General features: G+C 68.8%; 22 protein-coding genes. 10 read left to right on the top strand and 12 right to left on the bottom strand.

Annotated features, from left to right (window positions below):
• Positions 1–28: 28 nt before the first annotated feature.
• On the top strand, positions 29–1,090 hold the full coding sequence (gene hemE / locus HMJ39_RS08505; RefSeq protein ID WP_194297004.1) for a uroporphyrinogen decarboxylase: 1,062 nt from the start codon (positions 29–31) through the stop codon (positions 1,088–1,090).
• Positions 1,091–1,106: 16 nt separating this feature from the next.
• On the opposite strand, the gene HMJ39_RS08500 is transcribed toward hemE, so the two are convergent.
• The 5 genes from HMJ39_RS08500 to HMJ39_RS08480 all read right to left on the bottom strand — a co-directional run bounded on the left by HMJ39_RS08500 (position 1,107) and on the right by HMJ39_RS08480 (position 6,460).
• Positions 1,107–3,248, bottom strand: coding sequence for an IgaA/UmoB family intracellular growth attenuator (locus HMJ39_RS08500; RefSeq protein ID WP_194296977.1), 2,142 nt, complete (start codon positions 3,246–3,248; stop codon positions 1,107–1,109).
• 327 nt (positions 3,249–3,575) lie between these two features.
• Positions 3,576–4,034 (bottom strand): YiiD C-terminal domain-containing protein, encoded by a 459-nt coding sequence (locus HMJ39_RS08495; protein ID WP_194296976.1) that lies wholly within the window; start codon positions 4,032–4,034, stop codon positions 3,576–3,578.
• Positions 4,035–4,123: 89 nt separating this feature from the next.
• Positions 4,124–4,795, bottom strand: a complete 672-nt coding sequence (locus tag HMJ39_RS08490) for an acetoacetate decarboxylase family protein (protein WP_161384246.1) — start codon at positions 4,793–4,795, stop codon at positions 4,124–4,126.
• A 3-nt stretch (positions 4,796–4,798) separates the two neighbouring features.
• The gene (locus HMJ39_RS08485; protein WP_194296975.1) at positions 4,799–5,140 is read right to left on the bottom strand and encodes a 4a-hydroxytetrahydrobiopterin dehydratase; all 342 of its coding nucleotides are present in this window, start codon (positions 5,138–5,140) and stop codon (positions 4,799–4,801) included.
• A 90-nt stretch (positions 5,141–5,230) separates the two neighbouring features.
• Positions 5,231–6,460: an acyl-CoA dehydrogenase family protein gene (locus tag HMJ39_RS08480; protein ID WP_194296974.1), complete on the bottom strand. Its 1,230-nt coding sequence runs from the start codon at positions 6,458–6,460 to the stop codon at positions 5,231–5,233.
• A gap of 171 nt (positions 6,461–6,631) precedes the next feature.
• On the opposite strand from HMJ39_RS08480, the gene HMJ39_RS08475 reads away from it, so the two are divergent.
• The gene (locus HMJ39_RS08475; RefSeq protein WP_194296973.1) at positions 6,632–7,321 is read left to right on the top strand and encodes a 2-phosphosulfolactate phosphatase; all 690 of its coding nucleotides are present in this window, start codon (positions 6,632–6,634) and stop codon (positions 7,319–7,321) included.
• A gap of 3 nt (positions 7,322–7,324) precedes the next feature.
• Here HMJ39_RS08475 and HMJ39_RS08470 read toward each other — a convergent pair whose 3' ends face one another.
• The gene (locus tag HMJ39_RS08470) at positions 7,325–8,017 is read right to left on the bottom strand and encodes a phosphoribosyltransferase family protein (protein ID WP_194296972.1); all 693 of its coding nucleotides are present in this window, start codon (positions 8,015–8,017) and stop codon (positions 7,325–7,327) included.
• An 85-nt stretch (positions 8,018–8,102) separates the two neighbouring features.
• Here HMJ39_RS08470 and bioB point away from each other — a divergent pair, with 85 nt between their 5' ends.
• The 5 genes from bioB to bioD are packed head-to-tail and all read left to right on the top strand — an operon-like array spanning position 8,103 to position 12,726.
• A complete protein-coding gene (gene bioB / locus HMJ39_RS08465) occupies positions 8,103–9,269 on the top strand; it encodes a biotin synthase BioB (RefSeq protein WP_161384241.1) in 1,167 nt (388 codons plus the stop codon).
• A 15-nt stretch (positions 9,270–9,284) separates the two neighbouring features.
• Positions 9,285–10,442 carry an 8-amino-7-oxononanoate synthase gene (bioF, locus tag HMJ39_RS08460; RefSeq protein ID WP_194296971.1) on the top strand — a complete coding sequence of 386 codons (1,158 nt, stop codon included), beginning with the start codon at positions 9,285–9,287 and terminating at the stop codon, positions 10,440–10,442.
• Complete coding sequence (bioH, locus tag HMJ39_RS08455; RefSeq protein ID WP_194296970.1) at positions 10,430–11,248, top strand: pimeloyl-ACP methyl ester esterase BioH; 819 nt, start codon at positions 10,430–10,432, stop codon at positions 11,246–11,248. Before bioF ends, bioH begins: the two co-directional genes overlap by 13 nt.
• A complete protein-coding gene (locus HMJ39_RS08450; protein ID WP_228462241.1) occupies positions 11,211–12,029 on the top strand; it encodes a methyltransferase domain-containing protein in 819 nt (272 codons plus the stop codon). The genes bioH and HMJ39_RS08450 overlap by 38 nt, the downstream gene beginning before the upstream one ends.
• A gap of 25 nt (positions 12,030–12,054) precedes the next feature.
• The gene (gene bioD, locus HMJ39_RS08445; RefSeq protein WP_228462240.1) at positions 12,055–12,726 is read left to right on the top strand and encodes a dethiobiotin synthase; all 672 of its coding nucleotides are present in this window, start codon (positions 12,055–12,057) and stop codon (positions 12,724–12,726) included.
• A 94-nt stretch (positions 12,727–12,820) separates the two neighbouring features.
• Here bioD and HMJ39_RS08440 read toward each other — a convergent pair whose 3' ends face one another.
• Positions 12,821–13,441 (bottom strand): YbhB/YbcL family Raf kinase inhibitor-like protein, encoded by a 621-nt coding sequence (locus HMJ39_RS08440; protein ID WP_161384236.1) that lies wholly within the window; start codon positions 13,439–13,441, stop codon positions 12,821–12,823.
• Between the two features lie 248 nt (positions 13,442–13,689).
• Between HMJ39_RS08440 and HMJ39_RS08435 the strand changes: the two genes are divergently transcribed.
• The gene (locus HMJ39_RS08435) at positions 13,690–15,444 is read left to right on the top strand and encodes an alkaline phosphatase D family protein (RefSeq protein ID WP_194296968.1); all 1,755 of its coding nucleotides are present in this window, start codon (positions 13,690–13,692) and stop codon (positions 15,442–15,444) included.
• A complete protein-coding gene (locus tag HMJ39_RS08430; protein ID WP_194296967.1) occupies positions 15,441–17,504 on the top strand; it encodes a metallophosphoesterase in 2,064 nt (687 codons plus the stop codon). The genes HMJ39_RS08435 and HMJ39_RS08430 overlap by 4 nt, the downstream gene beginning before the upstream one ends.
• On the opposite strand, the gene HMJ39_RS08425 is transcribed toward HMJ39_RS08430, so the two are convergent.
• Both HMJ39_RS08425 and HMJ39_RS08420 read right to left on the bottom strand, forming a co-directional pair.
• Positions 17,501–17,962: a flavodoxin family protein gene (locus HMJ39_RS08425; RefSeq protein ID WP_161384233.1), complete on the bottom strand. Its 462-nt coding sequence runs from the start codon at positions 17,960–17,962 to the stop codon at positions 17,501–17,503. The genes HMJ39_RS08430 and HMJ39_RS08425 overlap by 4 nt on opposite strands.
• Before the next feature lie 36 nt (positions 17,963–17,998).
• Positions 17,999–18,490, bottom strand: coding sequence for an Lrp/AsnC family transcriptional regulator (locus HMJ39_RS08420; RefSeq protein ID WP_321206052.1), 492 nt, complete (start codon positions 18,488–18,490; stop codon positions 17,999–18,001).
• Between the two features lie 275 nt (positions 18,491–18,765).
• Between HMJ39_RS08420 and HMJ39_RS08415 the strand changes: the two genes are divergently transcribed.
• Entirely contained in the window at positions 18,766–20,451 is a 1,686-nt protein-coding gene (locus tag HMJ39_RS08415; RefSeq protein WP_194296966.1) for a 2-isopropylmalate synthase, read from the top strand.
• Between the two features lie 129 nt (positions 20,452–20,580).
• On the opposite strand, the gene HMJ39_RS08410 is transcribed toward HMJ39_RS08415, so the two are convergent.
• The 3 genes from HMJ39_RS08410 to mtgA form a co-directional block, all read right to left on the bottom strand.
• On the bottom strand, positions 20,581–21,273 hold the full coding sequence (locus HMJ39_RS08410; RefSeq protein ID WP_194296965.1) for a type 1 glutamine amidotransferase: 693 nt from the start codon (positions 21,271–21,273) through the stop codon (positions 20,581–20,583).
• A 19-nt stretch (positions 21,274–21,292) separates the two neighbouring features.
• A complete protein-coding gene (locus tag HMJ39_RS08405; RefSeq protein ID WP_161384224.1) occupies positions 21,293–22,378 on the bottom strand; it encodes an META domain-containing protein in 1,086 nt (361 codons plus the stop codon).
• 61 nt (positions 22,379–22,439) lie between these two features.
• Positions 22,440–23,111, bottom strand: coding sequence for a monofunctional biosynthetic peptidoglycan transglycosylase (gene mtgA, locus HMJ39_RS08400; protein ID WP_161384223.1), 672 nt, complete (start codon positions 23,109–23,111; stop codon positions 22,440–22,442).
• Positions 23,112–23,160: the final 49 nt, after the last annotated feature.

Raw genomic sequence — 23,160 nt, 5'->3', positions numbered from 1 at the left:
GTTCGCTGCCACGTTTAGAGAGGCTGATATTGTGAATGCGCCGCTGAAGAACGACCGTTTTCTCAAAGCCCTGGCCCGTGAACCGGTGGATCGCACCCCGGTGTGGATGATGCGCCAGGCCGGTCGTTACCTGCCCGAGTACCGCGCCACCCGCGAGAAAGCCGGCTCCTTCATGGACCTGTGCCGCGACGCGGAATTGGCCTGCGAGGTGACTCTGCAGCCTCTGGAGCGCTACCCGCTGGACGCGGCGATCCTGTTCTCCGACATCCTCACCATCCCCGACGCCATGGGGCTGGGGCTGTACTTCGAGCCCGGCGAGGGCCCGAAATTCCGCAAGACGGTGCGCACCGAGGAAGACATCGCGGCGCTGCCGGTGCCCGACGCCGAGCGCGACCTGGACTACGTGATGCGGGCGGTGAGCACCATCCGCCGTGAACTCAATGGCCGGGTGCCTCTGATCGGTTTCTCCGGCAGTCCCTGGACGCTCGCCACCTACATGGTGGAGGGCGGCCCCAGCAAGGATTTCCGCCATTTGAAAGGCATGGTGTACGGCCGCCCCGAGCTGGCCCACGCCCTGCTCGACAAGCTGGCCCGGGCGGTCACCGATTACCTTAACGCCCAGATCCGCGCCGGCGCCCAGGTGGTGCAGATCTTCGATACCTGGGGCGGCGCCCTGTCCGCGGAGGCCTACCCGGAATTCTCCCTGGGTTACATGAAGCGCATCGTGGATGGCCTGATCCGCGACCATGAAGGCCGCAAGGTGCCGGTGATCCTGTTCACCAAGAACGGTGGCCTGTGGCTGGAAACCATGGCGGACAGCGGTTGCGACGCCCTCGGCCTGGACTGGACCATCAACATCGGCGAGGCGCGTCGCCGGGTGGGCGAGCGGGTGGCGCTGCAGGGCAACCTGGACCCGGCGGTGCTGTACGCGCCGCCGGCGGCGATCCGCGCCGAGGTGAAGCGCATCCTGGATGATTTCGGCGACCACCCCGGCCACATCTTCAACCTGGGCCACGGCATCACCCCCCAGGTGGACCCGGAACACGCCCGGGTCTTCATCGAGGCGGTGGTCGAGCTGAGCTCCCGCTAAGCCGGGTAGCCGACGCTCAGGCCGCCGGCCAGCCGTGCAGCCGGGCCACCGCCCGGCGCCGTTGCCGGGCGGCGACCAGGTTGCGCAGCCACAGCGCTCCGTGCACCAGCAGCAGGGCGGCGGCCAGCAGAATCCAGATCGAACGCAACAGCGCCTGCCAGGGCCGCTCGCCGCGCCGAGGGTCCACGATCAGCCCGGGGGTGCCGTGTTCGTCGGCCCCGCTATGGGTGACCACGCCCTCCACATGGAACGGCTGCTCGCCGTTCTCGCCGAACAGGTCCTGCAGGGCCCGCCAGCGCTGCAGGGCGTCGGCGCCCACCGGAATCGGCCCGGCGGCGGTGCCGGCGGTGATTTCCACCAGCACGCCACCCCGTTGTTGTCCGGCGATCGCCTCCGCCAGCCGCGCCACCTGGTCGCGGGTCCGCTGCTCCGCCACGGAACGCAGCTGGCGGCGAATGGACGCCAGATGCCCCCTCAGGGTCACGGCTTGCGGTGACGCTTCCTGATCCCACTCCTCCAGTTGCCGGCGCAGGTCGTCCCAGTCCTTCAATTGCCCCAGCTCCGGGAAGTTCAATGCCCCCAGGATCACGGTGCGCAGGGTGGCGCAGGCGCGCGGCGGGTCGTCCTCCGGGCACGCCCGGTCCACCCGCGCCACCAGCTCCGAGGCGTTGGTCAGCAGCAGGGGCTCGCGGTCGCCGGTGCCGCCGCCGCGCAGCAGGGCGAGCATGCGCAGCCGGGGATCGCTTTTGGTCTCCAGGGCATCGTCGGCGGTCAGGGCGAGCGTGGTCTCGTCCAGTTCCAGGTCCGGGCGCTCCAGGTCGTCGCCGCCCCAGCGCAGCCGGTCGCAGCGGATATCCGCCCTTGACCAGTCGCTGCCCACCGGCATCACTTGGCAGCGGCCCTGGCCGTCCAGCACCACGCGGCGGCCGCTTTCCGGCAGGTCGTTGGCCAGGGTCTCCGGGGTATCGGCGCGCAGGGTGCCGGCGCTGCCCAGCCAGTAGGCGGTTTGCGCCAGGTCCCCGGCCGGGTCGGGGCGTGCCCCCAGGCCCACCAGCAGCGCCACCACCGCCACCAGGGCCAGGCTCAGGTGGCGGCCCCAGTACACCGGCGGGCAGCGCCGGTATTCCTCGTCCAGGGACAGCTTGCGGTCGTAGGTGACCACGGAGTAGTCGTCCACGCGCAGGTCCAGCTCCAGGCGCTGGCCGTCCTCCACGGGGGCGTGGGGGCGCCAGTGATCGGGCAGCTGGAAGGTCAGTTTGCCGCCCAGGGTGGCCGCCACCGATACCGTGCCGCTGGCTTCGTCGATGCTCAGCGGCACCAGATTGACCACCCCGGAGACGCGGTTCACCTTGTCCGCCGGGCCCGGCCGCCGGCGCCGCCAGAACAGCCACAGCCCCCAGCTCCCCAGGGCCAGGGCGAGCGCCGCCCAGATGCCCATCCAGGTCAGCGTCTCGCGGAAAGTGGCGATGCCCAGGGCCAGGAACGCCAGGGACCACAACAGGCCGGGCAGCAGGCCCAGGCCACGGCCCAGCCGGGCCTCGGTTTCCGCCGGTGTTTCCGGGCGCTGGTCGTGAATTTCCACGCGGCGGCGGGCGGCCTCCGCTTCGTCCTCCGCTTCCGCCGGGGTGTCCCCGTCGTCCACGAACACTTCTTCCAGGTGGCCCCGGGCGCCTTCCCGCCACTGGTCGCGGGCGGTGTCCCGGCGCGCTTCCCGGGCCGCGCCCTCGAGCAGTTCGAAGCCGTTGAGGCGCACCACCACCGCCAGCTTGTCGGCGAACACCACTTCGGCCTGGTTGTCGTGGTCCAGAAACAGGTCGGCGTCGAACGGCAGGATCACTTCCACGCCGCCAATCATGTGGTGCCAGGTCTGCTGGCCGTTGGTCTCGATGCCGTGGCGCTGGTACTCACCGCGCAGGGGAAAGACGTCGTCCCCGCTCAGGTGCACCGGCTTGCCGGGCTTGTGGGGCTGTACCAGGAAAGGGGTCAGGGTTTCCCGCTCGTTGGCGGACAAGCGCCGCAGGGGTTGCGCCTGCTCGCGCAGGTTGGACAGCTCCTTGGCGCTGCCACGCCGGCGGGCGGAATAGACGATCCCGGAATAGATCGCGGTGCCGATGACGATGACCAGAAGCAGCAGCTTCAGGACGACCAGGAAACCCATGACAGCCCTCCGTTAACGAAACCGCGCATGCTAGCGCATCGTCGCTCCGGAGGCCGGGGGGAAGGGCGAAGTTGGTGAAATGGTTCACCGAAAATGAAAAGCGCGGCCCGAAGGCCGCGCGAGATTTCCAGACTCTCATGTCACTCGAAATCACACCCCCGGGCTTCCTGCCGCGTAGGATGCACTTGCAGGCTAGCTCTGCTTGGCGAAGGGTGTCAACTTTCTTTTTGCATCGGTGACAATTATTTGCGGAAACATCGTTGATCCAAAGGGAAAATTGTCTGTCCCCTTTGCGTTAAAAACAATTAACGCTTGTATCCGCGTGACCTACTGACCGATACGGCGCAGTTGGTAGATGTTATGGGTCAGAGCCACCACCTCGCCGTGGGCGTCCTTGAGCTCGGTGTCCCACTCGAAATCGCATTTGCCGTTGGCCTCGGCTTCCGCCTGGATGCGCTCGATCTCCGCCTCGTCCAGATGGACCTCCACGGTGATGTCGGTGGTGGCCGGGCGCCGGAAACGAATGCGCATGTCCTTGACGATGGGGTAGAACCGGCTGACGTCGAAGGAAGACATGTAGATCACGCCGCCGGGCAATTCCGCCAGGGTGTAGAGGGCGCCGGCGTACATGATGCCGACGTGGTTCAGGTTCGGTTCCAGGGGCATCATCATGCGGCAGTAGCCGCGCTCCACGTCCAGGGTGCGGGCGCCGCAGCGCTCCACGAACGGGAAGGTCTTGTCCGAGGCCGCCTTGATTTGTTCTTTCTGTGTTTCGGTCAATGCCATGGGGTCTCTCCGCTTCTGTCTGGCCCCATGCTAGGCGCCGCGGGCCGGGGATGCGCTGGCGGGAAACGACAGCGCGCTGATGGTTCCGGTCAGGTGGCGGGGTCGGTGGGCGTGGCCAGGGGATCGATGCGCGCCACCGGAAAATGCATGCGGAAGCGCGGCAGGCTGGCGGCGGCCAGGGGCTTGCCGTGCTGCAGGGCCGGGAAGTGCTCGCCGTCGCCGCGCGCCTCGGTGAGCCGTGCCAGGCCCAAGCGACCGCTCACCGAGGGGGTGTACAGAAACCGGTGGCCATCGCGGATCTGGCCCAGGGTGCGCCAGCGCGCCGGCAGCACGGCGCCCGGGAAGGGCAGGGCGGGCCCCAGCCTGGACAGCGCCAGATGGGCGATTTCCCGGCCCTGGTGATGCACGGTGACGGTTTCCTGGCGGCCTTGGCGCCGCCAGTCGAATTCCGCCACCTTCTTGTCCAGGCCCCAGTTGCGGTTGCCGTTGTCGGCGCTGGCCTGGCTGGACACATAGATGCGGCCGATGCTCCAGCGCCGGCGCCCGTCCGGGAAGCGCAACGGGCCGGGCATGAACAGCAGCTCCTGGTAGGGGCCCACCTCCGAGCGCCGGTAATCCACCAGCATCACCAGCGCCGGGCTCCGGGCCGGTTCGCCCAGGGCCGCCGCCGCGCCGCCCTGCTCATGACGCAGGTCGGCGGGCAGGGACAGAGCCGCCACGAAGGCGCGGCCGGTGAGCAGCCAGGGGGCGGGAGCGTCCATGGATCAACGGCCCTCGAACAGGGCGTCGGTCTTGGCCGCGCAGATGAAATCATTGCGATGCAGGCCGCCGATCTTGTGGGTCCACCAGGTCACGGTGACCTTGCCGTATTCGGTGAGCAGGGCCGGGTGGTGGCCTTCGTCCTCGGCCAGATCACCCACCTGGTTGGTGAACGCCAGGGCCTCGGCGAAGTTGGCGAATTTGAACTGGCGCTGCAGCTTTTCCTCGCCGTCCTCCTCGACCTGCTTCCAGTCGGGGATTTGCGGGCGCAGCTCGCGGGCCTCGTCCTCGGTGATGCGCGGCGCGTCCGCGCGGCAGGCCTCGCAGTGTTGTTGTTGCAGGGACATGGCAGCCTCCTTGGTCGTTTTCGTCTCCGTCCCGGTAAGGTTGGGGGCCGCCCGGCGGCGAGGCAACCCCCTTCTCCATCACGGCGGCGGTCAGTCGCGGCCGATCAGATCCCGGGCGATGGCGATCACCTGCATTTCGTCGGTGCCGGCGTAGATCTGCAGGATCTTGGCGTCGCGCATCAGCTGCTCGACCCGGGATTCGCGCATGTAGCCGTAGCCGCCGTGGATCTGCACCGCCTCGGTGGACACCTCCATGGCCGCCTGGGCGGCGTACAGTTTCATCGCCGAGGCCTCGGCCAGGGTCATCCGCTTGCCGGCGGCGGTCATCTCGATATAGCGGAACACCATGTTCTGCAGGTTGGCGCGGGCCACCTCCATCTTCGCCAGCTTCAGCTGGATCAGCTGGTTATCGCCGATCGGCCGGCCGAACTGCTCCCGGTCCCGGGCGTAGGCGGTGCTCAGCTCCAGGGCGCGCTCCACCATGCCCAGGGCCATGGCCGCCACGCCGGCGCGCTCCTGCATGAAGGTGGCCTTGGCGCCGGAGCGCCCGTAGGCGGTCTCGCTGCCGCCCAGCAGCCGGTCCGCGCCCACCTTGAGATCGCTGAAGAACAGTTCGCCGGTGGGGGAGCTGCCGATGCCCATCTTCTTGAACGGCTTGGACTGCTCCAGGCCCTCCATGCCGCTGTCGAGAATAAAGGACACGATCTTGCGGTCCCGGGGCTCGACGCCTTCCTCGTCCAGCTTGCAGATCAGGATGATGGTGTCGGCGAACGGCCCGTTGGTGATCCAGGTCTTGCTGCCGTTGATCACGTAGCCGTCGTTACCGTCCCGGCGCGCCAGGGTCTTCATCTGGCCGAAGGCGTCGGAGCCGGAGTTGGGCTCGGAGATCGCCCAGGCGCCCACCTTCTCCAGGGTCAGCAGCGGCAGGGCCCAGCGCTCCTTCTGCGCCAGGGTGCCCTTGCTCATGATGGCGCCGCCGGCCAGCCCCATGGACACGCCCATGGCGGTGACCAGGCCCTGGGCATGGCGGCTCAGCTCGATGATCGGAATCATGGTCATGGCGGCCTGCTCGCCGGAGCCGCCGCCTTCCCCGTCGTCCTCCCTCGGGGCCTGGTCGCCGGCTTTTTCCCGGGCGATGCGCTTCTCGAAATTCTGCGTCGCCATCACGTCCATGCCGAACGTCTTGATCATCTTGCGCAGGATGTCGTAGGGCGGCACGCCGTTGTATTCGATGTCGTCCAGGTTGGGCACCACTTCCTTGGCCACGAAGTCGCGCACCATTTTCTGGATCATTCGTTGTTGTTCGTTCCACTCGATCATGACGGTTTCCGTGTTCGATTTGCGATGCAAGGACGCTAGCAGGCGCCGCCGGGGCCGTCATTGATCATCGGTGGCGACCCCGGTGAGGGAAACGGTCAGGCCCCGGCGCACTGTTAAGCCGGGTGGCCGATCCGTCATAATGCGCGTTTCGCACCGCAACCGGCCGAGCGCATGGAAATCAAGATCGCCCAGGGTCACAACCCGCCCCACAACATTCACGGCATCACCGTGGTGATCGACGTGATCCGCGCCTTCACCACCAGCCACGAGGCCTTCCTCGGCGGCGCCAGCCACATCTACCCGGTGGCCACCGCCGAGGACGCCTTCCAGCTGCGCGAGACCTACCGGGACGGGCTGCTGGTGGGCGAGATCCAGGCGCTGCCCATCGACGGCTTCGACCACGGCAACTCGCCCTGGGAGATCCGCCATACCGATGTGCGCGACCGCTATCTGATCATGCGCACCACCAACGGCGTCACCGCCACCCTGCGCGCCCGGGACAGCCAGCAGGTGCTGGTGGGGGCCCTGGTCAACGCCCGCGCCACCGCCCGCTACATTCGCGAACGCAACCCGGAAACCGTGGTGCTGGTGGCGTCCCACCCCACCGGCGACGAGGACGTGGCCTGCGCGGAATACCTGCGCGGCCTGCTGGGCGGCGAGGGCATCAGCCTGGACCAGGCCCGGGAGCGCACCCGCAACGCCTTCGCCGCCAAGAAATTCCTGGACGGCCGCCACCCCCGGCTGCGGCCCCAGGACATCGACATGGCCGCCTCCGACGGCGGCGAGGACGCCCTGGTGATGGGCGTCACCTTCGACCCGGTGCCGCGCATCGACGTGGTGCGCGGCCAGGGAGCGGGCTGAGCGCTAGCTCCCGCCGGCGCCGCTGCGCAGGGTGCGCGCCAGCACCCATACCCGCACTTCCGCGGCGCCGGCTTCGCCCAGCGCCCGCGCCGCCGCCCGGGCGCTGGCGCCGGTGGTCATGACGTCGTCCACCAGCAGGATGCGCCGCCCCCGGGCGCGGGGGTCGGCGCGGAACGCATGGCGCAGGCTGCGCACCCGGGTGGCCCGGCTCTGGCCCTGTTGATGGCGGGTGGCCCGGGGCCGGGTCAGCACCGGCACCACCGGCCGCCGCCAGCGCCGCCCCAGGCTCGCCGCCAGCCGTTCCGCCTGATCGAAGCCACGCCACCAGCGCCGCCGCCAATGGGCCGGCAGCGGGCAGATCAGATCCGCCTCCGGCCAGGGCAGCGGCTGGGCCCGGGTCAGGGTTTCCAGGGCCCGCTCCACGGTGAGCCGGCCCCGGTGCTTGTAGGCGTTGAGCAGCCGGTCCAGGGGAAAGCGGTAGGCCCAGGCGCAATAGCTGGCGGCGAAGCCCGGTGGCCGATCCAGGCAGCGCCCGCACAGGGCCCCGGGGTCCAGGCCGGGGCCGGGCAAGGCGCAGCGGCACAGCGGGCCGGACAGGGCGCAGTGGCGCTCCAGTTCCCGGTGGCAATGGGGGCACAGGCCGGAGTCGGCCCGGCGCCCGCACAGTACGCACTGATTCGAAAGATCAAAAAACATCCAGATGTAAACCTTCCTGGTTTCTTCAAGTTGACAGCCCCCGGCGGACTGCTAGGCTGTCGCTATTCCTTCGGAGAGAGTGATCATGACTGTAGCCGCCGCCACGCCCAAGACGACTTCCGCTCTGAATGCTGTACGCCATGACTGGCATCGGGGTGAGATCGAAGCCCTGTTCGCCCTGCCGTTCAACGATCTGTTGTTCCGAGCCGCCCAGGTGCACCGCGAGCATTTCGATCCCAACGCGGTGCAGGTGAGCACCCTGCTGTCGATCAAGACCGGCGCCTGCCCGGAGGACTGCAAGTACTGTTCCCAGTCCGGTCACCACAACACCGAGCTGGAAAAGGAAAAGCTGCTGGAAGTGTCCCGGGTGGTGGAGGAAGCCCGCGCCGCCCGCGACAAGGGCGCCTCGCGGTTCTGCATGGGCGCCGCCTGGCGCAGCCCGCGCGCTAAGGACATGCCCTATGTGCTGGACATGGTGCGCCAGGTGAAGGCCCTGGGCATGGAAACCTGCATGACCCTGGGCATGCTCGATGACCGCCAGGCGAAGGATCTGGCCGAGGCCGGCCTGGACTACTACAACCACAACCTGGACACCTCGCCGGAGTACTACGGCCAGGTGATCACCACCCGCACCTACAACGACCGCCTCTCCACCCTGGCCAATGTGCGCGACGCCGGCATGAAGGTGTGCTGCGGCGGCATCGTCGGCATGGGCGAGAACCGGGACGACCGCGTGGGCCTGCTGCAGCAGCTGGCCAACCTGCCGCACCACCCGGAATCCGTGCCCATCAACATGCTGGTCAAGATCGAGGGCACGCCCCTGGCCGACGTGGCCGATCTGGACCCGTTCGAATTCGTGCGCACCATCGCCGTGGCGCGCATCCTGATGCCGGAATCCTATGTGCGCCTGTCCGCCGGGCGCCAGGAGATGCACGACGAGGCCCAGGCCCTGTGCTTCCTGGCCGGCGCCAACTCCATCTTCTACGGTGAACGGCTGCTGACCACGGACAACCCGGAAGCCACCCACGACCGGCTGCTGTTCGACCGCCTCGGCATCCACCCGCTGGACCCGCGCCACGAGGCCTCCGACGAGGCCCACGAGGAAGCGCTGCGCCAGCAGGTGGCGGAACGGGACGCGGAAAGCCGGGGGCTGTTCCACAACGCTCTGGAAACCGGCCAGGAACAGCGCGCCGCCAAGCACGTGCTCGACAAGGACACCGGCCGCCCGGCCCACCGGGCCCTGGACGCCTGATCCGGGAGCGACCCCTTGGGCTTCGATCTGCGCGCGCGCCTGGATGAACGGCGCGCCCGGCACCGCTATCGCCACCCCCGCGTCCAGGACGGGCCCTGCGGCCGTGTCGCCCGGGTGGACGGCCGCGACTACCTGAATTTCTGTTCCAACGATTACCTGGGCCTGGCCGCCGACGCCGAGGTGGTCGCCGCCTTTCGCGCCGCCGCCGACCAGTGGGGCGTGGGCAGCGGCGCCTCCCATCTGGTGTGTGGCCACCAGCGCCCCCACCAGGACCTGGAGGAAGCCCTGGCGGCCCACACCGGCCGCCCCCGGGCGGTGTTGTTCTCCACCGGCTACATGGCCAACCTGGGCGTGATCACCGCCCTGGTGGGCCGGGGCGACGCCATCTTCGAGGACCGCCTCAACCACGCCTCCCTGCTCGACGCCGGCCTGCTCAGCGGCGCCCGCTTCCGGCGCTTCGCCCACAACGACGCCGGCGCGCTGGCCGGGCAGCTGGCCCGTTCCGACGCCGGGCGCAAGCTGGTGGCGGTGGACGGCGTGTTCAGCATGGACGGCGATCAGGCGCCGCTGGCGCCCTTGCTGGATGCCTGCGAAGCGGCCGACGCCTGGTTGATGGTGGACGACGCCCACGGCCTGGGCGTGCTCGACGGGCAAGGGCGGGGCACCGCTTTCGCCCAGGGCGTGAACGAGCGCCTGCCGGTGTACATGGGCACCCTGGGCAAGGGGCTGGGGACTTCCGGCGCCTTCGTGGCCGGTTCCGAGGAACTGATAGAAACGCTGATACAATTTTCCCGCAGCTACATCTACACCACCGCCATGCCCGCCGCCGTGGCCGCCGCCACCCGGGTCAGCCTGGCCAAGGCCGTCGCCGAAACCTGGCGCCGGGACCGGCTGGCGGCGCTGATCCGCCGCTTCCGCCACGGCGCCGCCGAGCTGGGCTACGCTCTGATGGAGTCGGGCACGCCGATCCAGCCGATCCGCGTGGGCGAGGACGCCGATGCCCTGGCCCTGAGCCAGGCCCTGGCGGAGCGCGGCCTGCTGGTCACCGCCATCCGCCCGCCCACGGTGCCCGAGGGCCAGGCACGGCTGCGCGTGACCCTGTCGGCGGCCCATGAAGAACGTGACGTGGACCGGTTGCTGGACGCCCTGGAGACCGCCAAGTGCCGAAACTGATTCCCTTCCACAACACCTACCGCGCCACCGGGGTGGCCGACCGGGACGCCGGCGACATCGTGCTGCTGCACGGCTGGGGTCTGCACGCCATCGTGTTCGACGACATCGTGCCGGCGCTGCTGGAGCGCTTCCGGGTCACCGTGGTGGACCTGCCCGGCATGGGCCAGAGCCCGCTGCCCAACGACCCCTACACCCTGGACTTCCTGGCCGACCAGGTGGCCGCCGTGATGCCCGAGCGGGCCCACCTGCTGGGCTGGTCCCTGGGCGGCCTGGTGGCAATGCGCCTCGGCCTGACCCGGCCGGAGCGGGTGCGATCCGTGGTCACCGTGGGCACCACGCCGCGTTTCACCGCCAGCGACGACTGGCCGGCGGCCATGAAGCCGGAGATTCTGGAAGCCTTCGAGGCAATGTGCCGGGAGGATTACGAGGGCACCCTGGTGCGTTTCCTGGCGCTCAACTGCAAGGGCGCCGAGTCCATGCGCCGGGACGTGGCGCGGCTCAAGGAGATTCTCTACTTCTGTGGCTTGCCCGCCCACCGCGCCCTGCGCGAAGGGCTGGCGATCCTGCGCGATACCGACCTGCGCGCCGACCTGGCGAAACTGACCATGCCGTCGCGGATGATCTTCGGCGAGCGCGACAACATCGTGCCGGCGGCGGCCATGGCGGCGGTGGAGCCGCTGCTCAACGACCAGGGTGATACGGCGCTGATCGAGCAGGTCGCCCATGTGCCTTTCCTGTCCGCCCCCGACACTTTCATGCAGGCCATCCATGACTTCCATCGCCAACACCGCTTCGTTGCGTCCTGAATCCATGAACAAGGGCGCGGTGGGCCGGCGTTTCGGCCGCGCCGCCGCCAGCTACGATGCCCACGCCGGGTTGCAGCTGTCCTGCGCGCGCAGCTTGCTGGCGATGGGCCCGGAGCAGCTGCCCGGCGCCACCGCCGTGGACCTGGGCTGCGCCACCGCGCCCCTGGCCCGCCAGCAGCGCGCGCGCTGGCCGGAGGCCCGCTGGTTGGCGGTGGACCTGTCGCCGGCCATGCTCGCCGAGGCCCGGGAACGGGGTCGCACCGGGCCGGACTACCGGCCCCTGTGCGCCGACGCGGAACACCTGCCCCTGGCGGACGCCGGCGTGGCCCTGGTGTTTTCCAGCTTCGCCCTGCAATGGTGTGATCCCGCCCGGGTAAGCCGGGAACTGGCCCGGGTGCTGATGCCCGGCGGTAGCCTGCTGCTGGCGGTACCGCTGGCCGGCTCCCTGTGGGAAATGTCGGAAAGCTGGGCCGCCGCCGACGGCCGCCCCCGGGTCAACCGGCTGCCGGCGGAATCGGACTGGCGCCGGGCCCTGGAGGGCGCCGGCCTGGCGATTCAGCGGCACCAGCGCCTGGGCATCACCGAGCACTACCCGGACGTGAAAACCCTGGTGCGCGCCTTCAAGGCCACCGGCGTGGATCACGTCCAGGGCGGCGCCACCGGCCTCACCGGCAAGAGCGCCTGGCGCGCCATGGCGGCGGCCTACGAGGCGCGCCGCGAAACCGCCGGCCTGCCGCTCAGCTGGGACGTGCTGTTCGTGGACGCCACCCGGATTCCCTGATCAACCCGACCGTTTCGAGGACCCCATGTTCGAGGACCCCATGGCCGAGCCTTCCATCGCCACTCCGCCGCCGCTGCCGGTACTGCGCGGCGTATTCTTCATTACCGGCACCGACACCGAAGTGGGCAAGACCTGGGTCAGTTGCCGGTTGCTGGAACGGGCCCGGGACGCGGGCCTCAGCTGTTACGGCCTGAAGCCGGTGGCGGCGGGCTGCGAGGACACCGCCGAAGGGCTCCGCAACGACGACGCCCTGCAACTGATGGCGGCGTCCTCGATGACGCTGCCCTACGAGCAGGTCAATCCGGTGGCGTTGAAGGCGGCTATCGCGCCGCACATCGCCGCCCGGCAGGAGGGCCGGCGTATCGACCTGACCCGGCTGGCGGGCTATGTGCGTGGCGCGCTCAACAGCCATCCGGCGGATCTGGTGCTGGTGGAAGGCGCCGGCGGCTGGCGGGTGCCGCTCAACGACCGGGAGATGCTGGCGGGTCTGGCGGTGGAACTGCAATTGCCGGTGATTCAGGTGGTGGGCATGAAGCTGGGGTGCATCAACCACGCCTTGCTCACCGCCGAGGCGATCCGCGCCGACGGCCTCGATTACGCGGGCACGGTGGCCAACTGCTTCGGCGACATGGCGGTGCGCGAGGAGAACCTGATTACCCTGCGCCAGCACCTGCCCGGGGCTTTCACGGCGGTCTGAGCGGCGCCGCCGGGCCCGGCCGGACGCTGTAGGAACGGCTTCAGCCGCGATCGGGCTATCGCGGCTGAAGCCGCTCCTACAAGGAGGGCAGGGGTTAAACGTTGGCGTTCAGGGTGTAGGTGCCGGTGACGCTGGCCCGGTCGAGGATGTGCCCCTCCATGGCCTTGACCACGTCCGGCCCGCGGAAATCACCGTCCAGGCCCAGGCTGGTCACGTCCAGGGCGTACACCGTGAAGATGTAGTGGTGCAGGCGCTCGTCGTTCCACGGCGGGCAGGGGCCGTCGTAACCGCCGTACACGCCCTTCATGTCCGGATCGCCGGCCAGGAAGTCGGTGTAGTCATTGGCGCCGCGCACGCCCTTTTCCACCCGGCCGGTGCTCTTGCCGCGCGGGGTCACGCCGTCGGAGTCCTCGCCCTCGTCGATCTGGCGTACCTCGGCGGGGATGTCCACCAGCACCCAGTGATAGAAATCGGCGCGGGGCAGTTCCTCGGGCACCGTCTTGCCTTCCTGGTTCACGTCGGAGGCGTCGGTGGGGGCATCCGGGTCCACCACCAGCAGGGCGAAGCTTCGGGTGCCCTCCGGGGCGCCGTCCCAGACCACCTTGGGGTTGCGGTTGTCGCTCAGGTTCATGTGTTCCTTGGGGTCGGGCACGGCGAACGCGAACGGGCCGGGAATCGGCTTGCCTTCGCTGATGCCTTCGACGGTAATGCGCATGGTTTCCTCCTGATTATCGGATCATCGCTGCTCATGCTGTGCGTGCCCGGAGCCGTTTTTTCAAGGTGCGGCCCCGGCGGACGGTGAATCCGTCACCGCCTTGACCGGCCACGGTCATGCGCCGGTCATCTTTAACTGGGCGGTTGCACAGCGTCACGGACGGCAACAGTTTGGCACTTTCGTGCAACTGTCGCCGTGCAACTTCCTGCTTAATCTTCCCACTGAGACCAACTCAGGGGGAAGTCATCATGGATCAACAGCGCCGCCGCCTGGTACAGGCCCTGGCCGCGGGCGGCACCGTGTCGCTGGCCGGCTGTGGGGGCGGTTCCTCGTCCTCCGGTGGCGGCACGACGGAGAGCCCGTCGCCGTCGCAACCGTCACCCCAGGAACCCGCGCCCCAGGAGCCGGCGGTGCCCCGGGTGCGTTTCGAGCACGGTGTCGCCTCCGGCGACCCGCTCGCCGACCGGGTGATTCTTTGGACCCGTATTTCGCCGGAGCAAGCCACGCCGGAGCAAGCCACGCCGGAGTCCGTGCCGGTCACCGTTACCCTGGCCCGGGATCCGGCGTTCAATCAACCGGTGACGCGGCTGGAAACCAGCACCTCCGCCGCCACCGATTACTGCGTCAAGGTGGACGCGGACGGCCTGGAAGCCGGTCGCTGGTACTACTATCGGTTCCGGGTGGGCGACCGCGTCTCGCCGGTGGGGCGTACCCGCACCCTGCCCGCCGCCAACCGGTTCGTGGATCGGGCCCGCTTCGCCGTGGTGTCCTGCGCCAATATCTCCCACGGTTACTTCTCCGTCTACAAGACCCTGGCCGAGCACGGCGACCTGGATTTCGTGCTGCATCTGGGGGATTACCTCTACGAATACGGCATCGGCGAGTACGGCGACGTGCCCGACCGGGACCCGGAGCCGCCCCACGAGATGGTCACCCTGGACGATTACCGGCGCCGCCACGCTCAGTACAAGGGCGACGCGGATCTGCGGGCGGTGCATGCTCAGTACCCGATGATCTGTGTCTGGGACGACCACGAAAGCGCCAACGACAGCTACCGGGACGGCGCCGAGAACCATCAGCCCGCCAGCGAGGGCGACTGGCGGGAACGCAAGGCCATCGCCCAGCGCGTCTACTTCGAGTGGATGCCGGTGCGTGAGCGGAACCCGGACGACTTCGCCACCCTGTACCGGCGCTTCCGGTTCGGTGACCTGCTCGACCTGCATATGCTCGACACCCGCCTGGAAGGCCGCGACGAGCCGCTCACCGTGCCCCTGGACCCGGCCCGCAATGATCCGGACCGGCACCTGATCAGCGACACCCAGATGCAGTGGCTGCTGGACGGTTTGAGCGATTCCACCGCCAAATGGCGTTTCATCGGCCAGCAGGTGATGTTCGCCCAGCTCAACATCGCCGAGCTGCCCACGCTCACCGAGGATCAGGTGCGCCTGCGCGGCAACCTGTCGGCCATCAACATGGATCAGTGGGACGGCTACGCCGCCGACCGCCAAACCATCCTCGACCATCTGGACGACAACCACATCGACAACGTGGTGGTGCTGACTGGCGACATCCACACCTCCTGGGCCAGCGAAATCTATCGCAACCCGTCGTCGCTGCTGGGGGACCTGTTCGACGCGCCCCTGGCGGCGGAATTCGTCACCCCGGCGGTGACCAGTCCGGGCTTTCCGGAAGGCGCCGCGGAGCTGGCCGGCGTGGTGATTCCGGTGGTCAATCCGCACATTCGCTACGTGGAGGCGAAATCCCGGGGCTTCATTCTGGTGGACGTGACCCGCCAGCGCGCCCAGGCCGAGTTCTATTACGCCCGCGACATCGAATCCTTCGACCTGCGCGGCCAGATCGATGACAGCAAAACCAAGCTGGTGGCCGTTTACGACGGCGACAGCCGGTTGCGCGAGGAAGGGCTGCGTCCGTCGCGGCCGCGCACCCTGCGCACCGCCCTCTGGCACCCGCCGGTGCCGGCCACCCGGGAGGAAACCGCATGAACTGGAGTAACCAACGGCTGGCCCTGGCCGCCGCCCTGGGTCTGACCCTGGCCGCCTGTGGCGGAGGTGGCGGCGGCGGCGGTGGGGGCGGTGATCAGACCCCTGAACCCAATGAACCGGAGCAGCCGGAGGAGCCCCAGGAGCCGGAACCGGAGCCCACCGTGCTGGAGCGGGTGCGTTTCATCACCATGGGCGATTCCGGCAGCGGCTCCGACGGCGCCTTCGCCGTGGGCCAGGCGATCGCCGATGTGTGCGCGGCCAAGGCCGGCGCCGACAATCAGCCCGAGCGGGCCGGTTGCGATTTCGTGGTGGGGCTGGGCGACAACATCTATGAGGCCGGCGTCACCAGTGTCGACGATCCCCAGTTCGCGGAGAAGTTCGAGAAACCCTTCGAGCCGGTGCAACTGCCCTTCTACATGGTGCTCGGCAACCACGACAACACCGGCTATGTGGGCGGTGACGGCGCCGGCAACGCGCGCGGTGAATTCCAGGTGGACTACACCTACTTCGACGGACGCCTCTCCGACCGCTGGAAAATGCCGGATCGCTACTTCCAGCACGACGAGGGTGAAACCGCCGACGGCCGCCCGCTGGTGAGCCTGTTCGCCCTGGATTCCAACCCCATCGCCGGCGGTTTCGCCGACGCCGACCTGGACTACGCCTACCACACCTACGGCATCAACCAGCTCAACTGGACGGTGAGCGCCGTGGGCGGTTCCCAGGCGGAATTCAAGATCGCCATGGCCCACCACCCCTATCTGTCCAATGGCAGCCACGGCAATGCCGGCAACTACGATGGCGTGCCCAGCGAAATCCTGCCGGTGCTGGCGGGGGACCGCTGGCGGGCCTTCATGGAGGAAGCGGTGTGCGACAAGACCGACTTTTTCCTGGCCGGCCACGACCACGACCTGCAGGTGCTCGACGCGGTGCCGGAATGCGGCCGCACCGAATTCGTGGTCAGCGGCGCCGCCAGCAAAACCCGTAGCATTGATGATCCCCAGCGCAACGCGGCGCCGTTCCAGCGCGGCGACGCCTACGGTTTCTTCTGGATGGAGGCGGTGGATGCCGACCCGGACACCGGCGCTCCGGCGCAACTGTGCCTGGAAGCCTATGTGGTGGACCCGGACGCGGACGACCTGGGCGTGCTCAATGGCGCCCACGCCTCGCCGGCCTACACGCGCTGCTACGACAAACAGCCGCCCGCCAACCTGGCGCCCAGCAATGACTTCTCCAGCGACATCTTCGCCGGTGGCGGCGGCTTCCCGCTGCCTCTGCCGGACGGTTTCGACGCGGATTTCAGCGGCCCGCTGCAGGCGTTCCGCGACCAGCTGATCTCCGGCTTCAACCAGGCCCTGGGCAACCTGCCGGAAGGCCCCCAACAGGAAGTAGCGGCGCGGCTGCTGGACGGCCTGGACACCCTGTTCAGCGCCCTGGACGGGGCCGCCGCCACGGTGAGCGGCGGCGACGCCGGCGACATGGATCAGTCCTTCCAGGCGGTGCTGGCGGCGGCCCAGCAACTGGACGCCATCGACACCTCCGGCCTGCCGGCGCCGTTCGATCAACTTGGTGGTGCCTTCGAGGCACTCAGCGCCGGCCTCGGCAACGGCGCCGACTTCGAACGGACCGGCACCCTGGAAGACGTGGCCTTCCTGGCCGGGCCCCTGGTGCAACTGGCCCGCAACCTGGAAAACATCGTCGACGGCATCGACGAGCAAACCCCGGACGTGCCGGTGCTCTCCGGCCTTACCAAGGTGCTGGCCACGGTGTCCCTGGGCGTGGCCAATTCCCTGGAGCAACTGGTGCTGCTCGACACCAGCGCCACCGGCGAGCAGCTGGTGGGCACCATTCAGCAAACTCTGGAGCAGGTGGTGGACGACGTGCTGTGGCTGGAAAGCGTGGACGGCGCCACGCTGCCCGGGGACGCCCTGTCCTCGGTGCTGGCCACCCTGGTGCGGGAAATCACCGCCCAGCTGGATCGGGCTCTGGGGCCGCTGGGCGGGCTGCTGGATCTGCTCTCGCCGATCACCAACCTGCTCACCGGCCTGCTGGACTTCCTCTAGAGCACCCCCGCGTCCAGGCCGGCGGCCAGGTACAGGCCCAGCTCCTCCACCTGGTCGACGAAGTCGTCGCGCCACTCGCCCCGGCACAGCAGGGGCTCCTGGGCCCAGTTCCAGCGCAGGCCGGTGACGATGGATTCGATCGCCCGGCGGGTGCCGGTGCCGTCGTGGCCGGCGCGGATGTAGAGCGCGCAGGGCAGGCCCTGCTTGTCGTCGATCACGTGGTAGTAGGTGCGGTCGAAGAAATCCTTCAGGGCGCCGCTCATGTAGCCCAGGTTCTCGGTGGTGCCAAGCAGAATGCCGTCGCAGGCGAGCACGTCCTCCGGGCCCGCCTCCAGGGGCGGCTTCCACACCGCGCGAACCTGCTCGATGTCCTCGTGGCCGGCGCCGCGCAGAGCGGCCTCCGCCAGGCGGCGGGTGTTGGGCGATGGGGCATGGGCGACGATCAGTAAATTCTTCATGGCGTCCAGGTTAGCAGCGAGCGGGCCGCTTCTACATCAATCAATGTATGTCAGCGGCACGGCGGTGGTATCGATCACCCGCCGCATCACGAAGCTCGACCGCACTCCGCTGACCCCCTCGATGCGGGTGATCTTGTTGAGCAGAAACTGCTGATACTGGTCGATGTCCGGCACCACCACCTTGAGCAGGTAGTCCGCCTCCTGGCCGGTGACCAGATAGCACTGCTGCACCTGGGGGTACTCGGCCACGGTGGCCTCGAAGTTGGCGAAGCGCTCCGGGGTGTGCCGGTCCATGCTGATCTGGATCATCGCGGTCAGGTCCAGGCCCAGCTTGCGCGGGTCCAGCACCGTCTCCCGACGCAGGATCACGCCGGCCTCCTCCAGCTTCTGCACCCGCCGGGAGCAGGGCGAGGGCGACAGGCCCACCTGTTCCGCCAGTTGCTGGTTGGAGAGGCCCCCGTCGCGTTGCAGGGCATCCAGGATGCGCACGTCGGTTCGGTCGAGTTTTGCCAGTGTTTTTTCAGACACGCAATAAAATCCCGTAAGATATCGTTTTAGCGTGATATGTTTGCCAACGGTGGCGAATTCAGGGGAAAAAAGCAAGCACATTGCCGGGCCGCTCCCCTAGACTGTTTCTTGTCGCCACGGGAAGACCACAAGTCCGACCGCGGCCGGTCGGGTTCCCGCCTTACCGGGCGGGAACCGGGGCCGACTTGAAGGCGAACGCCGCCAGCCGGTGATCCCGGATGTGGCCACGACGCCGAGTCATTATTCAGGGTCCACACCTACCCAAGGAGCAACCCATGAGTTTCGATCATCGCAAGTACGCGCCTTTCCCCGCCATCGACAAGCCGGACCGCCAGTGGCCGTCCAAGCGCATCGAGAAAGCCCCCCTATGGGCGGCGGTGGACCTGCGCGACGGCAACCAGGCGCTGATCAAACCCATGTCGGTGGCTCAGAAGAAACAGTTCTTCCAGTTGCTGGTGGAGCTCGGCTACAAGGAAATCGAAGTCGGTTTCCCTTCCGCCAGCCAGATCGACTATGACTTCTGCCGCGCCCTCATCGAGGAAGACCTGGTGCCGGACGACGTGCACATCCAGGTGCTCAGCCAGGCCCGGCCGGAGTTGATCCAGCGCACCTTCGAGTCCCTGCAGGGGGCCAAGAAGGGGATCGTCCACATCTACAACGCCACCTCGCCGATCTTCCGCGAGCAGGTGTTCAGCGTGGACAAGGCCGGCTGCAAGGCGATCGCCGTGAAGTCCGCCGAGTGGGTGCGCGACGCCGCCGCGAAACAGCCGGACACTGAATGGTCGTTCCAGTATTCCCCGGAGACCTTCAGCGCCACCGAGACCGATTTCGCCATCGAGGTGATCGACGCGGTCAACGAGGTATGGCGGCCGGACCAGGGCCAGCGGGTGATCATCAACCTGCCGGCCACCGTGGAAGTGAGCACCCCGAACGTGTTCGCCGACCAGGTGGAGCTGGTTCACGAGAACATCCGCTACCGGGAGCATGTGCTGATCAGCGTGCACACCCATGATGACCGGGGCTGCGGCGTGGCCGCCGCGGAGCTGGCGGTGATGGCCGGCGCCGACCGGGTGGAAGGCACCCTGCTCGGCAACGGCGAGCGCACCGGCAACATGGACCTGGTGACCGCGGGCATGAACCTGTATGCCCAGGGCATCGACCCGGAGATCGACTTCTCGCGCATGAAGGAAATCCGCGCGTTGGTGGAGGAGATCACCGAGATCGACACCCATCCGCGTCATCCCTACGCGGGGGATCTGGTGTTCACCGCCTTCTCCGGCAGCCACCAGGACGCGATCCGCAAGTGCCTGGCGCAATACAAGCCCGGCGACGTGTGGCGGGTGGCTTACCTGCCCATCGATCCGCACGATCTGGGCCGCCGCTACGAGGAAGTGGTGCGCATCAACAGCCAGTCCGGCAAGGGCGGCGTGGCCCACGTGCTGGAGCGGGACTTCGGCCTCAGCCTGCCGCGCTGGTTGCAGCAGGAACTGGCCCTGGTGGTGCAACGCGACGCCGAGGAAGACGGCGGCGAAATCACCGGCGAGCGCATTCACCGGCGCTTCAACGGCGATTACCTGAACGTGCCGCTGGGCTGGACGTTGCGTTCCTACGACCTGCACCGGGCCGATGACGGCGTGCGTGCCCGCATCAGCATCGGCGAGGAGAACGGCCCCACCGAGGACATCGAGGGGCGCGGCGAGGGGGCCATGGGCGCCCTGGTGGACGCGCTCAATCGTCGCCACGGTTGGCAGATCCGGGTGGAGGCGTTCGACGAGTACTCCCTCGGCGACAACACCGAGGCCAACGCCATGGCCTGTGTGCGGGTGCGGGTGGGCGAGCAGGTGCAGAGCACCGTGGCCCTGGCCGCCGACACCACCGCCGCGGCCTTGCAGGCGATCCTGTCCGCCGCCGGCCGGGTGGCCGCCGCCGAGGCCGAGCAGCCGGTGCGCGCCCAGGCCTGATCCCCGGCGCTCACGAAAAAGCCCGCCCTTCGAAAGAGGGGCGGGCTTTTTTGTGGGAGCGTGCTGGTTGGTTCCCTCCAGCCAGGCCGCGTCCCGGCTGGAGGGCCCGGCGCCGCACCCCCGCGCCGGTCAGGCGAAGAAGAGGTCGAGGAGGCGGTGCAGGCGCTGGCGGGCGGCGTGGAAGAGGGCCGGGTCGGCGAGCATCTCCGCCTCGGACTGCACCCAGGGGCCGCCGTCGCGGAGCTCGTCGGCGCATTCCCGGCACAGGGCGCGGGCGTTGTCCGGCGCCAGCTCCAGATGGAATTGCAGCCCCAGCACGTGGTCGCCGTAGCGGAACGCCTGATTGTCGCAGCCCCAGCTGCGCGCCAGATGCACGGCGCCCTCGGGAATCGCGAAGGTGTCGCCGTGCCAGTGCAGCACCGGGGCGCCGTCGCTGAACAGGGCGCCGAGCGGATCGCCGGCGCCGGCCTCGGTGCTTTGCACCGGGAACCAGCCGATCTCCCGTTCCGGGTTGGCGGCCACCGGCGCGCCCAGCACCCGGGCGATGAGCTGGGCGCCCAGGCACACGCCGAGCACCTTCTTGCCGGCCTGGATGCAGGCCTCGATGAGCCGTTTCTCGTCGGCCATCCAGGGGTAGCGCGCCTCGTCGTCGGCGCCCATGGGGCCGCCCATCACCACCAGGGCGTCCAGGTCCTCCGGCGCCGGCAGCGGAGCGCCCTGGTACAGGCGCGAGGCGCTCACCGGGTGGCCGTGGGCATCGAACCATTCGGCCAGGGTGCCGAGCTTCTCGAAGGGCACGTGGGACAGATAGTGAACGCGCATGGGCCGCCTCCTGGCCGGGTCAGTACAGGTATTCCGCCCGCAGCACCGCCAGTGGCTGGTCCTGGTCGTCCAGCAGGGTGAGCTGCTGGCCCTGTACCCGGTAGCGGCGGGTGTTTTCCAGGGCGGCGACGAAGTCGTCCGCCACGTTGTCGCCGGTGCAGGCCTTCTCGGTGCGGGTCAGATTGCTCAGGGTAAGGCCATTGCCCTCGGTTTGGTACTGGCCCTGGAGGCGGTTGCAGCCGGTGGCGCCTTTCAGGCGGCCGCCGTCGCGGTGCAGCACCAGGTGCGCCTGGGCGGCTTGGTCCGCCGGCGGCGGCGCGGCCCGGTCGCCGACCCGCACCAGCCGCCAGTAGGTGTTGACCAGGCCGGCGTTGGCGCTGGTGGGGCTCAGCGGCAGGGTCACGCCCTGGCGGTCGCCGTCGGCGTTCAGCACGCGGCGCGGCGCGGGCAGGGCGAACAGGGTGCCGCCGTCGGCGATCACCCGGGCGTCCAGCGCGTAGCGGTGGGCGCCGTCGACCCGGGTCTGGTCGAAGTAGAGCCGGAACGGCATGGCCAGGTCGCCTTCCAGGGACAGCCGGGTGAGGCGCCGGGCCAGCTGGCCGTCCTGGTCGCCGTCGGCGGCGGACAGATCGCGCAGGGTCAGCACCAGCACGCCCTTGTCCGGCACGGCGCCGTCCTCGGGCAGGGTGACGCGGCCCTCCAGGGTGCCGATGCCGGCCGGGTCGCGGCGGTATTCGCCGGCGAACGGGGAATCGCCTTCCAGGGTCAGGGCCGGGTTGTCCAGGGTGGCTTGCAGACCGTCCTCGGTGACCGTGTCGCCGCCACCGAGATAGTGCAGGGTGACGGCGCCGTCACCGTTTTTCTCCCAGCGCAGGCCGCGGCGCTCACCGTCGCCGACCAGGTAGAGCTGGCCTTCGTCCTCCAGCACCAGGGCGTTCAGGTCGCTGTCGCCCTGGGGCCGCCAGATGCCGGCCAGCCCTTCGCGCGCCTGGGTGGCCGGCGGCTCGGCGACGGGCGCCTCGCCGGAGGGCGGCGCCGGCGCGTCCGGATCGTCGCAGGCGGCGAGGGTGAGCAAAAGGGGAAGAACGAACCAAAGCGGTCTCATACTGCTTTCTCCACGAGTCGGTTGGGCGGCCGCCGTCCGGTGCGGTGGCCGTCGGGCGAATTCAGGGCGACGGGATGCGCACCAGCGGCAGTTGCTCCTGGATCCATTGGCTGCGTTGCTGCACGTAGTCGGTGGTGCCGCGCACGTCGTAGTAGCTGGGGCGGGGCAGCAGCACCGCCAGTTGCGCCGCCTGGTCCGGCGACAGCTGGTCGGCGTCGACGCCGAAGTAGTGGCGGGCCGCCGCCTGGGCGCCGAACACCCGGTTGCCCCACTGGGCGGTGTTCAGATACAGCTCCAGGATGCGTTGCTTGGACAGGGTCAGCTCCAGCATCAGTGCGATCAGCGCTTCCTGGCCCTTACGGATATAGGTTTTCTCGCTGCTCAGGTACAGGTTCTTGGCCAGTTGCTGGGTAATGGTGGAGCCGCCGGCCACCGGCCGGCCCGCTTCCTCGTTGCGCTCCATGGCGTGGCGGATGCCGCGCCAGTCGAAGCCGAAGTGCTCCACGAAGCGGGCGTCCTCGGAAATCAGCACCGCCCGTTTCAGGTCGTCGGCGATGGCGTCGTAGTCCCGCCATTGGTAGAGCACGCGCCCGTGTTCCCGGGCCCGCTCCATGAAGGCGGTGTCCTGGGGGTTTTGCCCCCGCAATTGCAGTATCTGGCCCAGATACCAGAGCTGGGAGGCGATGGCGGCGATCGCCAGCAGCCCCAGCACGGAAAGAAAGAAACGCTTCATTCGGGATGTCGCATCCTGTCCATGGGACCCTGATTTTCCCGGAAACCGG

The organism is Alloalcanivorax profundimaris (assembly GCF_015265435.1).
Classification (GTDB): domain Bacteria; phylum Pseudomonadota; class Gammaproteobacteria; order Pseudomonadales; family Alcanivoracaceae; genus Alloalcanivorax; species Alloalcanivorax profundimaris.
Note: the sequence above shows the minus strand (reverse complement) of the source record. Positions and strands in the feature narration are given on the sequence as shown.

Excerpts from the sequence above, each read along its gene's own strand:
- HMJ39_RS08500 (WP_194296977.1), bottom strand. The coding sequence starts at position 3,248 with ATGGGTTTCCTGGTCGTCCTGAAGCTGCTGCTTCTGGTCATCGTCATC.
- HMJ39_RS08495 (WP_194296976.1), bottom strand. The coding sequence starts at position 4,034 with ATGGCATTGACCGAAACACAGAAAGAACAAATCAAGGCGGCCTCGGAC.
- HMJ39_RS08490 (WP_161384246.1), bottom strand. The coding sequence starts at position 4,795 with ATGGACGCTCCCGCCCCCTGGCTGCTCACCGGCCGCGCCTTCGTGGCG.
- HMJ39_RS08485 (WP_194296975.1), bottom strand. The coding sequence starts at position 5,140 with ATGTCCCTGCAACAACAACACTGCGAGGCCTGCCGCGCGGACGCGCCG.
- HMJ39_RS08480 (WP_194296974.1), bottom strand. The coding sequence starts at position 6,460 with ATGATCGAGTGGAACGAACAACAACGAATGATCCAGAAAATGGTGCGC.
- HMJ39_RS08475 (WP_194296973.1), top strand. The coding sequence starts at position 6,632 with ATGGAAATCAAGATCGCCCAGGGTCACAACCCGCCCCACAACATTCAC.
- HMJ39_RS08470 (WP_194296972.1), bottom strand. The coding sequence starts at position 8,017 with ATGTTTTTTGATCTTTCGAATCAGTGCGTACTGTGCGGGCGCCGGGCC.
- bioB (WP_161384241.1), top strand. The coding sequence starts at position 8,103 with ATGACTGTAGCCGCCGCCACGCCCAAGACGACTTCCGCTCTGAATGCT.
- HMJ39_RS08450 (WP_228462241.1), top strand. The coding sequence starts at position 11,211 with ATGACTTCCATCGCCAACACCGCTTCGTTGCGTCCTGAATCCATGAAC.
- bioD (WP_228462240.1), top strand. The coding sequence starts at position 12,055 with ATGTTCGAGGACCCCATGGCCGAGCCTTCCATCGCCACTCCGCCGCCG.
- HMJ39_RS08440 (WP_161384236.1), bottom strand. The coding sequence starts at position 13,441 with ATGCGCATTACCGTCGAAGGCATCAGCGAAGGCAAGCCGATTCCCGGC.
- HMJ39_RS08435 (WP_194296968.1), top strand. The coding sequence starts at position 13,690 with ATGGATCAACAGCGCCGCCGCCTGGTACAGGCCCTGGCCGCGGGCGGC.
- HMJ39_RS08430 (WP_194296967.1), top strand. The coding sequence starts at position 15,441 with ATGAACTGGAGTAACCAACGGCTGGCCCTGGCCGCCGCCCTGGGTCTG.
- HMJ39_RS08425 (WP_161384233.1), bottom strand. The coding sequence starts at position 17,962 with ATGAAGAATTTACTGATCGTCGCCCATGCCCCATCGCCCAACACCCGC.
- HMJ39_RS08415 (WP_194296966.1), top strand. The coding sequence starts at position 18,766 with ATGAGTTTCGATCATCGCAAGTACGCGCCTTTCCCCGCCATCGACAAG.
- HMJ39_RS08410 (WP_194296965.1), bottom strand. The coding sequence starts at position 21,273 with ATGCGCGTTCACTATCTGTCCCACGTGCCCTTCGAGAAGCTCGGCACC.
- HMJ39_RS08405 (WP_161384224.1), bottom strand. The coding sequence starts at position 22,378 with ATGAGACCGCTTTGGTTCGTTCTTCCCCTTTTGCTCACCCTCGCCGCC.
- mtgA (WP_161384223.1), bottom strand. The coding sequence starts at position 23,111 with ATGAAGCGTTTCTTTCTTTCCGTGCTGGGGCTGCTGGCGATCGCCGCC.